Annotated in this window: 13 protein-coding genes; 8 read left to right on the top strand and 5 right to left on the bottom strand. The window is 69.1% G+C overall.

What is annotated here, in order from left to right:
* Window positions 1-736 precede the first annotated feature (736 nt).
* From A5789_RS14725 to A5789_RS14695, 7 genes are all read left to right on the top strand, one after another.
* Entirely contained in the window at window positions 737-940 is a 204-nt protein-coding gene (locus tag A5789_RS14725; RefSeq protein ID WP_063014360.1) for a hypothetical protein, read from the top strand.
* Window positions 937-1,191: a hypothetical protein gene (locus A5789_RS14720; RefSeq protein WP_063014362.1), complete on the top strand. Its 255-nt coding sequence runs from the start codon at window positions 937-939 to the stop codon at window positions 1,189-1,191. The genes A5789_RS14725 and A5789_RS14720 overlap by 4 nt, the downstream gene beginning before the upstream one ends.
* Window positions 1,192-1,353: 162 nt before the next feature.
* On the top strand, window positions 1,354-2,217 hold the full coding sequence (locus tag A5789_RS14715) for a DUF4190 domain-containing protein (RefSeq protein WP_064906315.1): 864 nt from the start codon (window positions 1,354-1,356) through the stop codon (window positions 2,215-2,217).
* 82 nt (window positions 2,218-2,299) lie between these two features.
* Window positions 2,300-3,052 (top strand): 3-oxoacyl-ACP reductase FabG, encoded by a 753-nt coding sequence (gene fabG, locus A5789_RS14710; protein ID WP_064906313.1) that lies wholly within the window; start codon window positions 2,300-2,302, stop codon window positions 3,050-3,052.
* A gap of 63 nt (window positions 3,053-3,115) precedes the next feature.
* Window positions 3,116-3,982 (top strand): carbohydrate ABC transporter permease, encoded by an 867-nt coding sequence (locus A5789_RS14705; RefSeq protein WP_064906311.1) that lies wholly within the window; start codon window positions 3,116-3,118, stop codon window positions 3,980-3,982.
* The gene (locus A5789_RS14700) at window positions 3,972-4,811 is read left to right on the top strand and encodes a carbohydrate ABC transporter permease (RefSeq protein WP_064906308.1); all 840 of its coding nucleotides are present in this window, start codon (window positions 3,972-3,974) and stop codon (window positions 4,809-4,811) included. Before A5789_RS14705 ends, A5789_RS14700 begins: the two co-directional genes overlap by 11 nt.
* Complete coding sequence (locus tag A5789_RS14695) at window positions 4,808-6,088, top strand: sugar ABC transporter substrate-binding protein (protein WP_064906306.1); 1,281 nt, start codon at window positions 4,808-4,810, stop codon at window positions 6,086-6,088. Before A5789_RS14700 ends, A5789_RS14695 begins: the two co-directional genes overlap by 4 nt.
* A gap of 5 nt (window positions 6,089-6,093) precedes the next feature.
* On the opposite strand, the gene A5789_RS14690 is transcribed toward A5789_RS14695, so the two are convergent.
* The 3 genes from A5789_RS14690 to A5789_RS14680 form a co-directional block, all read right to left on the bottom strand.
* Window positions 6,094-7,089: a DNA-3-methyladenine glycosylase gene (locus tag A5789_RS14690; protein ID WP_227463099.1), complete on the bottom strand. Its 996-nt coding sequence runs from the start codon at window positions 7,087-7,089 to the stop codon at window positions 6,094-6,096.
* 426 nt (window positions 7,090-7,515) lie between these two features.
* Window positions 7,516-10,287, bottom strand: a complete 2,772-nt coding sequence (locus A5789_RS14685; RefSeq protein ID WP_064906304.1) for an FAD-binding and (Fe-S)-binding domain-containing protein — start codon at window positions 10,285-10,287, stop codon at window positions 7,516-7,518.
* Between the two features lie 35 nt (window positions 10,288-10,322).
* The gene (locus A5789_RS14680) at window positions 10,323-11,240 is read right to left on the bottom strand and encodes an NADP-dependent oxidoreductase (RefSeq protein ID WP_227463100.1); all 918 of its coding nucleotides are present in this window, start codon (window positions 11,238-11,240) and stop codon (window positions 10,323-10,325) included.
* 170 nt (window positions 11,241-11,410) lie between these two features.
* Here A5789_RS14680 and A5789_RS14675 point away from each other — a divergent pair, with 170 nt between their 5' ends.
* Complete coding sequence (locus A5789_RS14675; protein ID WP_064906385.1) at window positions 11,411-13,291, top strand: ABC transporter ATP-binding protein; 1,881 nt, start codon at window positions 11,411-11,413, stop codon at window positions 13,289-13,291.
* Here A5789_RS14675 and A5789_RS14670 read toward each other — a convergent pair.
* Window positions 13,246-14,457, bottom strand: a complete 1,212-nt coding sequence (locus tag A5789_RS14670; RefSeq protein WP_064906303.1) for a Cmx/CmrA family chloramphenicol efflux MFS transporter — start codon at window positions 14,455-14,457, stop codon at window positions 13,246-13,248. The two genes, A5789_RS14675 and A5789_RS14670, sit on opposite strands and share 46 nt — an antisense overlap.
* Before the next feature lie 82 nt (window positions 14,458-14,539).
* Window positions 14,540-15,112 carry a TetR/AcrR family transcriptional regulator gene (locus A5789_RS14665; protein ID WP_064906301.1) on the bottom strand — a complete coding sequence of 191 codons (573 nt, stop codon included), beginning with the start codon at window positions 15,110-15,112 and terminating at the stop codon, window positions 14,540-14,542.
* Window positions 15,113-15,143: the final 31 nt, after the last annotated feature.

The raw sequence follows: 15,143 nt of genomic DNA, 5'->3' as shown, positions 1-15,143 counted from the left end.
TTCGCCGATTCCGCCGTTTCTCACTTTGTTCGAATAACGGTAACCACGTAGCCGGTCGGTTCGCCGACCGGCTACAGCATTGTCACCACACCGATCGCGACTACCGCGACCAGCGCTCCTACCAGCAGTGACGAGAGCATGGCACCGGTCAGTACGTACACCCCGACAGCCGATACCACGAACAACATTCCGACGATAAGGTGTTCTACCCAGTCACCCGGAAGCAGTTTGCGGTACCGAGGTGAGGTATTTCTCAGCCCGCGATCCATGTAGTTCTGATTACCCGAACGGGCCCGGGGTAAACATAGATTCGTTGCGAAACGGGTGTGGTTTCGTGATCTGCCGGCAAATATTCGGGGCGCGCATCCCGGGCGGCGGCGCGGCGGCATGCCCGGAGTGTTCGCAGGTGGCGACGCTCGGACGGATGCGAGAAGTCCTTTTCTCCCAAGCTGATTCGGTGCTGGCGGTTCGCTGAGAATCGGACGGGATCGGCGATTCTGCCCCGCGCAGCGACGATCTGATGGATGCTGAGAGTGTGCTCGCAGCGGGGCCCCGGAGTCGGCTCGCCGGGCACAGTCGGGTATCGCATGCAGGAACGAGGAGTCATGGCTGTTCATGTCATCGGGTCGTCGTTGATGACCAGCGAACTTTCGTCCGCTTCGACCGGCCGCGCCGCGACCGGACCACAGGATCCACCAGCTCCACCGCGCCGCCGGTTCGCGGCGGGGGTGTCCGAATGCAACTGACGAATCTGCACCTGCCGGTCGCCGGACTGCTGCGCTGCGGCGCCGATCCGGGCATCATGACCGTCGAACAAGCCCACGCCGCAATGCAACTGCACCTCGACTGCACCGTCGATACGTGCGTGGTCAGGCGGCGGGCGCGGGCGGTGCTGGTCGAACAGGGCCGCTGCGTCCTCGACGATCGGGCCATCCCGTGACCGCGTTCGCCGGGGGCGGCGCCCGGCATGCCGCCCACCGGCACGCACGGCACCGGGTCGACGGCGGCCACCGCGCGGCGGTCTATCTCCCGGACACCCGGCCGCTACCCGTGGGCGGCGGCGCCCACCGCCCACGCCATGCCCGCCGCAGCGGACCCGATCTGTACGACCGCATCGTTCTCGCGATTGCCGGTTGGCTGCTGGCGATCCGGATCGCATTCGTCGGGGAGCACGTGATCGACGAGGTCTAGTGGCGCGCGCCGGACGCTCGGGAATGACGTCCGGCGGCTGCGCGCACGCCGGACGCCCGCCCTGAAGAGACGGGGGTTGCGGGTCGCGCCGATCCACCTATTCTTCTTCGGTAACGGGCGGGGTCCGCGTGTCCAGGTTCCTGCACGACCGAGAGGAACCACATGGCCCGCAACCAGTACGCGGAGGAACGCTGGCCCGAGGTCCCCGAGGAGGAGTACTGGGCCGACGAGCCCGTCGCCGCGGACGATCGCTGGGAACCGCCGCCGTCGCGCCGGGCCGCCAATCCCCGGGTCGCCGAACCGCCCGACGAACGGTGGGAAACCACGCCGAACCGGCGGCGGCCGGCGCCTGACGCCGAGGAGGACCGATGGGACGGCGCACCCAACCGCCGCCGCACCGGACGGCTGCGGGTGGAGGTGCCGCCGATCGTCAATCCGTACGCGATCGTCGCGCTGGTGGCCGCGCTGCTCGGATTGTTCCCGGTGGCCATCGTATTCGGCCTGATCGCCTTCAGCCATCCGCGCGGACGGGTGATGGCGATGTCGGCCCTGCTCCTGGGACTGGCCGAGGTGCTGATTCTCGCTGCGGCGCTGGTGCTTTCGGGTGTCACCCTGCCGCACACCACGCTGGGCGCGGTTCCGGCCGCCCTCAGCACCGAGACCGTCACCTCGAACACCGCCGCGACCCGGACCGCGGTACCGACGACGGTGGGGACACCGCCGCCGACCGCGCCGGCCACGACCACGACCGCTCCCGCCGGGCCCGTCTCGGCGGCCAAGGGCGAGGTGTGCACGCAGGCGCAGGCCGGATTGATCGGGTCCGCGACCGACGGCAGCACGCTGCTCTGCCTGCACGGCAGCAGCGGCTACCGCTGGACCGGGCCGTATTCGGTGTCGACCGCCGTGTACGAGGGCGGGGCGAAATGCGATCCCAATCTGGACAAGACGGCCCGCACCCCGGACGGGCACGCGCTGGTCTGCGAGGGGCAGGGGCGCAGCAGCATCTGGTCGCTGTGGGTGGAATAGCGGCTGCCGCCGCGGTGGGTGGAATAGCGGCGCGTACCGTTCCTTCCCAGCGAATGTTCCGAGAGGTACAGGAGGACCGCCAATGGCTGAACGCGTTGCCGTCGTCACCGGCGCGGCACGAGGCATCGGTGCCGCGATCGCGACCCGGCTGGCTCAGGACGGACTGCAGGTAGGCGTACTCGACCTGGACGCGGCGCACTGCGCCGACACCGTCCGGGCGATCACCGACGCCGGCGGCCGGGCCGTCGCGCTGAGCGCCGATGTCTCGAACGAGGATTCCGTCGCCGCCGCGGTGACGAAGCTGGCCGACGAGCTCGGACCGCCGACCGTCCTGGTCAACAACGCCGGCATCCTGCGCGACAACCTGCTGTTCAAGATGAGCGTCGACGACTGGGACGCGGTGATGAACGTGCACCTGCGCGGCGCGTTCCTCATGAGCCGCGCGGTGCAGAAGTACATGGTCGACGCCAAATGGGGTCGCATCGTGAACATGTCGAGCAGTTCGGCACAGGGCAACCGCGGCCAGGTCAACTACTCCGCGGCCAAGGCCGGCCTGCAGGGCTTCACCAAGACCCTCGCGCTGGAACTCGGCAAATTCGGCGTCACGGCCAATGCCATCGCCCCGGGATTCATCGTCACGGATATGACCGCCGCGACCGCCGAGCGGGTGGGCGTGCCGTTCGAGGACTTCCAGAAGGCCGCCGCCGCGCAGATTCCGGTGCAGCGCGTGGGCCGGCCGGAGGACATCGCGCATACCGCGTCGTTCCTGGTCAGCGAGGGAGCCGGCTTCGTCTCCGGGCAGGTCGTCTACGTCGCCGGCGGTCCGCTGGACTGAGCGAGCCCGGCGCCGCGCCGCTGCGGCGACGCCGCTACCGGGTGACCGGTAGCGTCATCTGCTGTGAACCGACGAGCGGTTCGTCGTGCCGTGACGAGTTGGATACTGCTGGCGCCGAGCCTGTTCGGGATCGGGATTTTCCTGATCCTGCCGATCGTGCTGGTGGGCTGGCTCAGCCTGCACAGCTGGAATCTGCTCGGGCCCATGGAATTCGTGGGCCTGCGCAACTGGCGCTCGGTGCTGTCCGATGACGCGTTCGGCCACTCGCTCCTGGTAACGGCCGCGCTCACCGTGCTCGTGGTGCCGCTGCAGACCGTCCTCGGATTCGCGGTGGCCGCGCTGCTGGTGCGCCGCCGTGCCGGTGGCGCGTTCCGGGTGCTGTTCGCGCTGCCCTGGATGTGCGCGCCGGTGGCGGTGGGCGTGATCTGGCGCTGGCTGTTCGCACCCACCGACGGCGCTCTCAACGCACTGCTGGGCCGGCGGATCGAATGGCTAGCCGATCCGGCGCTGGCCCTGCCTTCGGTTGCGGCGGTGAGCATCTGGTCGAACTTCGGCTATGTGGCCCTGTTCTTCGTCGCGGGGCTGCGGGCGATACCTCCGGAGATCCACGAGGCGGGGGCGCTGGACGGGGCCACCGGCTGGCGGCGGATTCGCTGGCTGACACTGCCGCTGCTGCGCCCCACTCTGTTCTTCGTCCTGGTAACCGGGACCATCACCGCGTTCCAGACCTTCGACACCGTGTATGCCCTGACCAAGGGCGGTCCGGGCGATCGCACGAATGTGGTGGCGATGCAGATCTTTTCGGAAGCGTTCGACGCCGCGCGGCCTGGACGGGCCGCGGTCATGGCGATCGTGGTCTTCGGGATCATGCTGGCGATCACCGTGCTCCAGCATCGCTACTTCCGCACCAGGACCGGCTATGAATTCTGATGCCCGGCATCGCCGTTCGGCGGGTGCGCGATCGGCCCTCGCCTACCTGCTGCTGCTGGCGGGCGCGGTGTGCACGGTGGCGCCGCTGGCGCTGGGCGCGTTCACGGCCGTGAAGACGCCGGGGCAGTTCGCGTCGGAATCTCCGCTCGCACTGCCGGATCCGATGACCTGGGACAACTTCCGCGCGGCGTTCGACCAGGGGTTCGGCCGCGCGGTGCTGGTGACGGCGTTGATGACCGCGTTCATCACCATCGGGCAGCTGGTCACCTCGATCGCCGCCGCATATGCGTTCGGCTGCACCGAGTTCCGCGGTCGCGACCTGCTGTTCTGGATCTACCTGGCGACGATGATGGTGCCGCCGATCGTCACCTTGATTCCGCTGTATCTGATGTTCGCGCATCTGGGTTGGCTGAACACGTTCTGGGCACTGGTGCTGCCGTTCGTATTCGGCTCGCCGTATGCGATCTTCCTGCTGCGCCAGTATTTCCGGGCCATTCCGCGCGAGTTGATGGGCGCGGCGCGGCTGGACGGCGCGAACACCCTCGACGCGATCGTGCATGTCGTGGTGCCGATGAGCCGTCCCATTCTGGCGACGCTCGCGGTGATCACCGTGGTGACGCAGTGGAACAGCTTCCTGTGGCCGCTGGTCGCCGGCTCGGGCCGCTGGCAGGTGCTCATGGTGGCCACCGCCGATCTGCAGACCCGCTACAACGAGCAGTGGACGCTGGTCATGGCGGCGACGACCCTGGCGATCGTGCCGCTGCTGGTGCTCTTCGTGATCTTCCAGCGGCAGGTGCTGCGGTCCATCGCGTGGACGGGCCTGAAATGAGAGCCGTGAAGACCTCGACGCTGAGCGTGCTGGCCGTCGCACTCGGCGTGGTGCTGCTGGTGACCGCGGCGCTGTGGCTGGGCCACGACAGTACGGGCGGATCGGGTCGCACGGTGATCCGGCTGCGGATCTGGGATGCGAGTTTCGTACCCGCCTATCGCGCCGCACTCGACGAATTCCAGCGCGCCGAACCGGATGTCGAGGTGCGGATCACGGTGGTGCCGTGGGCGTCCTATCAGCAGAAGTTGCGTCTCGACGTGGCGGGCGCAACGGTGGACGACCTGTTCTGGACGAATCTGTACACCGATTACGCCGATGCCGGCCGACTCGCCGATATCGGCGCGATGCTGGGCCCCGAGACGGTGCGGCAGTGGGATCCGGGTGCGGTGGAGCAGTACACACGTAACGGAAAGCTCTGGGCGGTACCGCAATTCGTGGACGGCGGTACGGCGTTCTACTACAACCGCGATCTGCTGAGCGCGGCCGGAGTCGACCCCGCGGAATTGGCACGCGCGACCTGGAATCCCCACGGGCCGGATACCTTCGAGCCGATTGTGCGCCGGATCGCCGCGGCGGCGCCCTGGGCTTACAACGCCGCCAACGATTTCCAGTCGCTCTCGCTGCCGTATCTGGGATCGGCGGGCGGGCAGTTCCAGGATGAGGATCGGTACGTCTTCGACAGTCCACAGGGTGTGGATGCCTTCGGGTATCTCGTGGGGCTGGTGCGGGCGGGGCTCACCCCTCCGGCGGCGGATACCCGCAGCGGCAGTGATTTCGCGAAAAACGCCTTCCTGCAGGGCAAGCTGGCGTTGTTCCAATCCGGAAGTTTCAATCTGGCGCAGATCGCGCAGCAGGCTCGCTTCGGCTGGGGGATCGCGATGATTCCGGCCGGGCCCGCAGGCCGGGTGAGTACCGACAACGCGATCGGCATCGCCGCCGATGCCCGCACCGCCCACCCCGATGCGGTGCGGCGGGTGCTGGCCTGGCTCGGCAGCCCCGCCGGCAACCGGTATCTGGCCGCCGGTGGGCAGACCATTCCGGCCGTGGTGGCCGATCAGCGGCTGTATCGGGAGTATTGGGCGGACCGGGGCATCGACGTGTCGCCGTTCTTCGATGTGCTGCGCGGGCCGCGGATCGCTTCGGGTAGCGGACCGGGTTTCGCGGCCGCACTGCAGGCGATCGACCCGATTTTCGACGAGATGTTCCTCGGCCGCATTCCGGTACCCGAGGCGTTGCGTCGCGCCCAGACCACCGCACAGGCCACGGCGCAGCGCTGATCCGCTCAGATCCGGCTGTGGTCGACCAGGGGAGTCCGCGGGCCGAACGCCGGCTTGCGCGCCTGCCCCGATATCTCGAGCAGCCGGATCGCCCGATAGCGGTGCGGGCGTAGCGGTTCCAGGTAGTCGACCATGCCCTCGTCGTCGAGCGGGCGGCCCAGCAGCGTCCAGCCGACGATCGCGGCCAGATGGAAATCACCGACCGACAGCGCATCGGCGTCGCCCAGGGCTCGCTGCGCGATCTCCGCGGCCGTCCACACTCCGATCCCCGGCACGGTGCACAGCCGCTCGGCGGCCCGCTGCGGCGTCATCGTCGCGGCGGCTTCCAGCTTCTCGGCCATCCGGGCGGCGGTGACGATCGTGCGCGAACGCTGCGGATCGACGTTGGCGCGGTGATAGACCCAGGAGGGGATGTAGCGCCAAGTCTGCGCCGACGGCGGCACCCGCATCGGCGCGGGCGTGGGTCCGGGCGCCGGTTCGCCGTACTGCCACATCAGCTTTCGATACGAGCCGCGAGCGGTGACGGTGTGCACCCGCTGCTCGAGCACGGCCGGCACCAAGGCTTCGAAGACGAGTCCGGTGCGGAGCATGTGCAGGCCGGGATGACGCCGGTGCGCCTCGGCGATGCGGGGATGTTCGGGGGCGAAGTCGTCGAGCTCCTCGTCGACGCACAGCATGCGGGGCAGGTGCTCGAGAAATTCCGCCGCACCCGGACCCCAGGCCCGTGCCGCCACGACATTCGATTCGGCCTGGACGAGGCGATAGGTCACCGGGCCGCTGGCCATGCGCGACGCTCGCCAGTGGGCGCCGTCGGGAGTGACGCGGTGGCACGGGTCGCCCTGACCCCGGCGCAGCGGGGCGAGAGTATGTGCGAGGGCTATCGGCCGCGATGTGGTGACGGTGCGGGCCGCCCCGTCGCTCTCGGCGCGAGCGGAGTCGTGGGTCGTTCGGGAGGGACTGTGCCGGGCGGCGATCACCCCGGATCGGGGAGAGTCGATCATCGGCCTGCTTCGTCCTCGCACCGACTCATTGTGCGCCGTGCCGGAGGCCGACCGGGCGGGACCCGCGGGGTCGGGGCCGAACCGGCCGCCGGGCAGCCGCGTCTCGAGGAAACTCCCAGGTATTCCTATGGCGCGGGTCACGGATTCGGGGAAGCATGTAACGATATGATTAAGCGCGCCGATTTCGCCGAAGAATGGTTCAACAGCAATCATTCGGCAATGCCACAACGGAGGTATCCATGCTTACCAACATTCTGAATTGGCTGCTCAGCGCGTGGGGCGGAGTATCCGCCGGTAGCTCGGGCTACCAGATCCCTCCGGGCACCCTGCCGTTCGGTAGCTGATCCCGGCACCGCCCTCGCCCGCCGCCACTCGGCGCGGCGGGCGTGCGCGGTGAATCACCGGCGCGACCTCCCGCCATCTGAATCATCGATCAGTCAGATATTGCGCGAGGTGACGGCCCCGGCGCCCGGCCAGGTGATCGGCCTGGGTGCGGCACGAGAATCCGTCCGCCAGGAAGGGTGTCTCCGGATCGGCCGCATGTAATGCCGGGAGTAACCCGCCCTCCGCTACCGCGACGGAAATCTCGTAATGCCCGGATTGCATTCCGAAGTTCCCGGCAAGTCCACAGCATCCACTGATTTCGGTGATCTCGGCCCCCATTCGCCGCAATAGCCGCCGATCGGCGTCGAACCCTGTCACGGCATGCTGATGACAATGCGGCTGCAGCACCACCGGCTCGCCCGATCGGTCCGGTGGCTGCCAATCCGGTTGCTCCGTCAGGAATTCGGCGAGGGTGCGCACGGCCCGGGCGGTACTCGCCGCGCGCGGATCGTCGGGTAGCAACTGCGGGAGATCCGCTCGCAGCGCCGCCGTGCACGAGGGCTCCAGGCCGATCACCGGGCCGCCCTGTCGAACGTGGTCGTCGAGTGCGTCCAGGGCGGCTCGCAATCGCTGTCGCGCCCCGTCGAGCTGGCCGGTGCTGATCCAGGTGAGGCCACAGCACACCCGGCGCTCCGGGATACGGACCCGGTATCCGGCCGATTCCACGAGTTCCACTGCGGCCCAGCCGATTTCCGGGGCGAAGGCATCGGTGAAGCTGTCGATCCACAGCATCGCCACCGGGCCGTCCGGATGCCGGTCGCTTCCGCGGTCCGCCCACCGGCTGCGGAACGAGCGCGGCGCCAGTCGCGGCGCGGGACGCCGCGGATCCATTCCGGCCACGCGCATACCCGCCCGCCGCAACCATGGAATGCCGGTGAGCGCGTTCACGGTTCGGGGCATCCTGGTGCCCACTGCCAGCCACTGCGGCAACCGGCCGAGCACATAGTGGTCGATCGGGCGCGGCCGTCCCCGGTACGCGCGATACAGCGTCTCGGATTTGTAGGTCGCCATATCGACACCGGCCGGACAGTCGGAGGAGCAGGCCCGGCACGACAGGCACAGGTCCAGCGACTGCGCGACCGCCTCGTCGCGCCAGTCGAGCGCGCCTCGGACCACCTCCTGCAACACCCGCGACCGGCCCCTGGTGCTGTCCTTCTCGTCCGCGGTGGCGAGGTAGGACGGGCACATGAAACCGCCGGTCGCGCGAGTGTCGGCGCGGCATTTTCCGACCCCGACGCAGCGGTGTACCGCCGTGCCGATATCGCCGTCGGCGGTGAATGCGAAACCGCCCGCATCCGGGACCGGGCGCAGCCCGGGCAGACGCAGACCGGTATCGACCGGTGCGGGGCGGACCAGAACGCCGGGGTTCAGGATCGCGTCCGGATCGAAAAGCCCTTTGAATTCGGCGAATACACGCAAGGCGTCCGGTGAGTACATGCGCGACAGCAGTTCCGAACGGGCGCGGCCGTCCCCGTGTTCACCGGAGGCGGATCCGCCGTAGCGCACCACCAGATCGGTGGCGTCGAACAGGAAGTCGCGGAACCGTTGTGGCGCACGGGCGATCGGGAGATCCAGCCGGACGTGGATGCACCCGTCACCGATGTGCCCGTACAGCAGGCCGTCCACCCGGTGATCACGCATCAGCCGATCGAAATCGCGAAGGTAGTCACCGAGCCGCTCGGGCGGGACCGCGGCGTCCTCCCAGCCCGGCCAGGCCGGTTCGCCCGCGGGTGTGCGCCCGGCGAGGCCGGCGCCGTCGGCGCGAATCCGCCACAGCCGGGCCGCGGTTCGCTCGTCGGTGACGATCCGGGTGTCGAGTGCGGCGCAGGCGGTGGTGACCGCGGCCGCACTCTCGTAGGCGGATTCCGCGGTGTCCCCGGCGAATTCGACGAACAGCCACGCACCGCCGGCGGGTAGTTCGGGTACCGGGCGTCCGTGCGCGCGCACGACATCCACCAGGCGGGCGTCCAAGCCCTCGACCGCGATCGGCCGGCCCGCCATGACGGCTTTCACGTCGTCGGCGGCGGCGGGCATATCGGGATATCCGAGGATCGCGACCGCGGTCGCGCTGGGCAACGGGACCAGATCGACGGTCGCGTCGAGCACGAGGCCGCAGGTGCCCTCGGACCCGACGAATGCCTTGGCGATCGACGCGCCGCGTTCCGGGGTCAGGTGCTGCAGTCCGTATCCCGAGGCCTGCCGGTCGAACCGGCCCAGCTCGGTGCGCAGCGTCGCCAGATTGCGACGGGTGAACTCGGCCAGCCCCGCCACCACCGACAGATCGGTGCCCAGGCCGCGCTCGGCGCCGGTGCCGTCGAGAATGCGCAGCTCACGCACGGTATCGGAGGTGCGCCCCCAGGCCACCGCGCGGGGGCCGCAGGCATTGTTACCGATCATGCCGCCGAGCGTGCAGCGGTTCTGCGTCGACGGGTCGGGGCCCAGTCGCAGGCCGTGCCGCCCGGCGGCCTGTTGCAGGCCGGACAGCACGACCCCCGGCTGCACCCGGGCGCAGCGACGGTCGGCGTCGATCGACAGTACGGCGTTCATGTACCGGCTGAAGTCGAGGACCAGTCCGGGCCCGATCGCATTGCCCGCCACGGAGGTTCCGCCACCGCGCGCGGTGATCGGCCTGCCTTCCTCGCGGGCGAACCGCACGGCCGTGGCCACATCCTCGTCCCCGCGCGGGTAGATCACCGCCGCCGGGAGGACGCGGTAGTTCGAGGCGTCCGAGGAATACTCCGCGCGGCGTCGGGCATCGTCGTCGACCTCGCCGTCGATCCGGTCCCGCAAGGCCCGCACCCAGGAGTCGGTCATATCGCCAGCGTAGAACGCGAAGTTCTCCGGAGCGGCTACGGGAGCAGGACGATTTTGCCGAGTCCGTGCCCGGTTTCGCTGTCGCGCTGGGCGGCGGCGGCCTCGGACAAGGGGTACGTTCGTGCGGCGCCGGGCAGGCGGAATTCCCCCGCGGCGACGAGCTGCGCGACGCGGGCCACGATATCGAGGGCGGGGCCGCCGGTGCGGGCGAAGAAGGTGACGCCCTTGTCGGCGGCGGCGCCGTCGGCGATGGTGATGATCCGATCGGTTCCGCCCCGCAATTCGATTGCGGCGTCCAGGAATCCGTGACCGGCACAGTCGTAGACCGCGTCGACCCCGTGCGGTGCCAGCTCGCGCACGCGGTCGGCGACGCCGGGACCGTAGGTGGTCGGCACCGCACCCAGCGTGCGCACGACCTCCTGATTGGCGGCCGAGGCGGTGCCGACGACCGTGGCCCCGCGCGCCCGGGCCAGCTGCACCACGAACGCGCCGACCGCGCCCGAGGCGCCGTTCACCACCACCGTCTCGCCCGACTTCACGGCCAGTTCGTCCAGTCCGGTACCGGCCGTATTGGCGGCGACCGGGATCGCCGCGGCCTCGGGGAAGGACAACTCCGCCGGTTTGGCGACGAGCTGGGTGCCCAGCGCGTACTCCGCGTAGCCGCCACCCTGTGCCCAGCCCAGCACCTCGTCACCCGGCCGGAACCGGGCGTCGGGGCCGGCGGCGTCGACCACGCCCGCGATCTCGAATCCGGCGCGGCGCGGGAATCCGGGCGGACCGGGCATCAGGCCGGCGCGCATCTTCCAATCGGCCGGATTGACGCCGGCGGCCCGGATCGCCACCCGCACCTGCTCTCCGGCGGGGTCCGGAATCGGCACCTCCACCTGCGTCAGCACCTCGGGTCCACCCACTCGCTCGTACTGAATCGCTCGCATGCTGTGGTTCGACGACATGATGTCGACCTTAGGAGGCGGACGGACCGCGGCCGAGCGCAGCGCCGCAGCGCCCGTCGCCCGGCGCGTTTCGCCCGTGGCGAACCGGGACTACTTGCTCTCAACCTTTGTTGAGGTCTTAATGTCGGTGGCCCGGAGTTCAATGAACCCGGCAGCGGAAGGAGATGCGGATGAGCATCGAATCGGTCGCGTGGAGTCAGCTGTACCGGCAGGCGCACGCACCTCAGCAGCGGCGTGGTCTGCGCCGGGAGACGGCCGCGCGCATTCTGCGATTCGCGCGCCCGCATCGGGCTCAGCTCATCGGCTTCCTGGTCTTCAGCATCGCGTCGGCGTTGCTCACGGTGGCCAACCCGGTGCTGGCCGGGCAAGTGGTCAACGACATCGTGGGCCATGCCGCGCCGCGCTCGGTCCTCACCCTCGCCGCGGTGATCGCACTGGTGGCCGTGCTGGACGCGGGCCTGGGCATCGTGATCAGGTGGCTGTCCGCGCGGATCGGGGAGGGGTTGATTCTCGATCTGCGCACCGCGGTGTTCGACCACGTGCAGAAGATGCCCGTCGCCTTCTTCACCCGCACCCGCACCGGGGCGCTGGTCAGCCGGCTCAACAACGACGTGATCGGCGCCCAGCGCGCGTTCAGCACGACCCTGTCCGGCGTGGTCACCAACATCGTGACGCTGCTGTTGACCGTGGTGGTGATGGTGCGGCTGTCCTGGCAGATCACCCTGCTGGCACTGATCCTGTTGCCGCTGTTCATGTTTCCCGCCCGCAAGATGGGCACCCGGATCGCGAGCATCCAGCGCGAAGCCGCCCAGCTCAACGCCTCGATGAGCACCCAGATGACCGAGCGGTTCTCGGCTCCCGGCGCCACGCTGGTGAAACTGTTCGGACGCCCGGATCAGGAGTCCGCGGAATTCGCGGTGCGCGCCGGGCGGGTACGCGATATCGGCGTGCGGACGGCGATGCTGCAGACGGTGTTCGTCACCGCGTTGACGCTGGTATCCGCGCTCGCCGTGGCATTGGTCTACGGCCTCGGCGGCTGGTACGCCCTGCGCGGACAACTCGATGCCGGTGCGGTGGTCGCGCTCTCGCTGCTGCTGACCCGGCTCTACACCCCGCTGACGGCGCTGGCCAGCGCTCGGGTGGACATCATGTCGGCGCTGGTGAGCTTCGAGCGGGTCTTCGAGATTCTCGACCTGAAGCCGCTGATCCAGGATGCGCCGAATGCGGTGGCGGTTCCGGCGGGACCGGTGTCGGTCGAATTCGACCGCGTGCGTTTCGGTTATCCGTCGGCCGACAAGGTCTCGCTGGCGTCGCTGGAGGATGTCTCGACGCTCGACCATCGCGGCGGCAGCGAGGTGCTGCACGATATTTCGCTGCAGGCCGAGCCGGGGCGGATGATCGCCCTGGTCGGATCCTCGGGTGCGGGCAAATCGACCATCGCGCAACTGGTTTCGCGGCTCTACGACGTCGACGACGGCGCGGTGAAGCTCAACGGTGTCGACGTGCGGGAGCTGAGCACGCGCTCGATTCAGGACACGGTCGGACTCGTCACCCAGGACGGCCACCTGTTCCACGACAGCATTCGCGCCAATCTGTTGCTCGCCCGGCCCGAGGCGAGCGAGGCGGAGTTGTGGGATGCACTGGAGCGGGCACGGTTGCGCACGGTGATCGACGCGCTGCCCGACGGTTTGGACACCGTGGTCGGCGAACGCGGATACCGGTTGTCCGGCGGCGAACGCCAGCGGTTGACCATCGCCCGGCTGCTGCTCAAACAGCCGCGGGTCGTCATCCTCGACGAGGCCACCGCCTCCCTGGATTCCACCTCCGAGGCCGCGGTGCAGGAGGCCCTGACCGAGGCGCTGGAAGGGCGGACCGCCCTGGTCATCGCGCACCGGCTGTCGACCATCCGGAATGCGGACGAGATCCTGGTGATCGAGGACGGCCGGATCGTCGAGCGGGGCAGTCATGCGCAACTGCTCGCCGAAGAGGGAAGATACGCAGAGCTCTACCGCACCCAGTTCGCCGACGATACGGAAGTTGCTGCGGCATAAGGGATCAGCGCGGAGGTGCGGTTCGTACCTCCGCCCGCGGTCCGGCTCAGCCCGACCAGGCCCAGCGCGAGCACGCCCAGCCCCGCGCCGATCCAGGCCACCGCCGAGTAGTCCGCGCCGGCGCCGATGACGAGTCCGCCCAGCCACGGGCCGAGTGTGATGCCGACGTTGAACGCCATCACATTGCCGGCCGCGCCGAGTGTTCCGGCGGCCGGGGCCAGGGTGAAGACCCGGCTGTTCAACACCGGATTGGTTCCGAAACCGAAGGCGCCCAGCAGGAACGACGCCACGGCGACCGCCGGCCAGTAGTGCGCGGTGAGCGCCAGCACCGCGGAGGCCAGGACCAGGCCCGAGATGCCGACGGTGAGGCTGCGGAGTGGATGGGCATCCGCGGTGCGTCCGCCGATCGCGATGCCGGCGAAGGAGCCGAGCCCGTAGATCCCCAGCACCACCGGTACCCAGTTCTCGCCGATCCCGGTCGTCTCGGTGAGCAGCGCGCCGAGGTAGCCGAAGGTGACCAGCAGCGCGGCGGTGGCCGTCACGGTGGTGCCGTACAGCAGTGCCACCGGTCGGGTTGTCAAGGCGCGCAATTCTTTTCGCATCGGCGGTGCCTGCTCGGCGCGTTGTCCGGGCACCGCGATCGCCACCGCGACCATCACCAGCGCACATCCGGCCGCCACGGTCCAGAACGCCGCCCGCCAGCCCAGATGCTGACCGATGAAGGTGCCCGCGGGTAAGCCGAGAATGGTCGCGATGGTGAGCCCGCCCGCGACGACGCTCATCGCACGCCCACGAGCCGTCGGCGGCACCATCCCGACCGCCGTTGCCGAGGCCACCGACCAGAAACCCGCGTAGACGAAGGCGCCGACGACGCGCGTGCCGACAAGCACGCCGTAGTCGGAGGTCAGCGCCGCGACGACGTGGGTGGCGACGAAGACGGCGAGAAACGCGAGCAGAGCGGTTCGCCGCAACCAGCGCGCCGTGACGACGGCCAGAATCGGCGCGCCCACCAGCATGCCGACGGCGAAGGCCGAGATCAGCAGTCCGGCCTGCGGAACGGTCACGCCGAGATCGGCGGCCATTCCCGTGAGCAGGCCGGACAGCATCATCTCCGACGTGCCCTGCGCGAAGATCGCCAGGCCGACTATGTATACCGCCGAGGGCATTCCGTTTCCTTCCTATTTTGGATCATTCAGTTCAAAACGAAGGTGTGCGCGAACGCGAATGACGGCCGGGCCGGTGGGTCGATCAGAGACAGCGCAGGGCGACTTCGGCGATACCGGCCAACGTGTCCCGGGAGGCGCCGCCGCGCGCCGCGACTCGCATACCGCCGATGGTCGCGACGACGAATTGGGCCAGATCGGACGGATCGGCGCGCCCGTCGATCTCACCCGACGCCTGTCCGGCACGAATCACGCCGACCAGGGCGGACATCCGACGGTCGAGGTCGGCGCGCAGCATCGTGGCGACCTCCGGGTCACGGGGGCCCATCTCCACTGTCGTATTCACGACCAGACATCCCAGCGGATCGTCGTCGGGTGCATCCACCACCCGCCACAGCAGCGCCTCGATCTTGTCGCGCACCGAACCGGAACCGTCGAGCAAGGCGAACGTGTCCGCATTCTTGGTCTCCATGTACCGCCGCAGCGCCCGCTCGAACAGATCGTGCTTACTGGTGAAGGTGTTGTAGATACTCGAGCGGCCCAAACCGGTGGCCGCGCAGAGGTCTTGGGTGGACGTGCCCTCGTAACCGGCGCTCCAGAAGGCTCGCATGGCCGCTTCCACCGCGCCCGGCTCGTCGAACTGCTTGGGTCGTGCCATGAGCTCACGCTAGCACATTTTGGATAGATCA

Origin of the sequence: Nocardia sp. 852002-51101_SCH5132738 (assembly GCF_001665695.1) — a bacterium.
In the GTDB taxonomy this organism is placed as follows: Bacteria; Actinomycetota; Actinomycetes; order Mycobacteriales; family Mycobacteriaceae; genus Nocardia; species Nocardia nova.
Note: the sequence above shows the minus strand (reverse complement) of the source record. Positions and strands in the feature narration are given on the sequence as shown.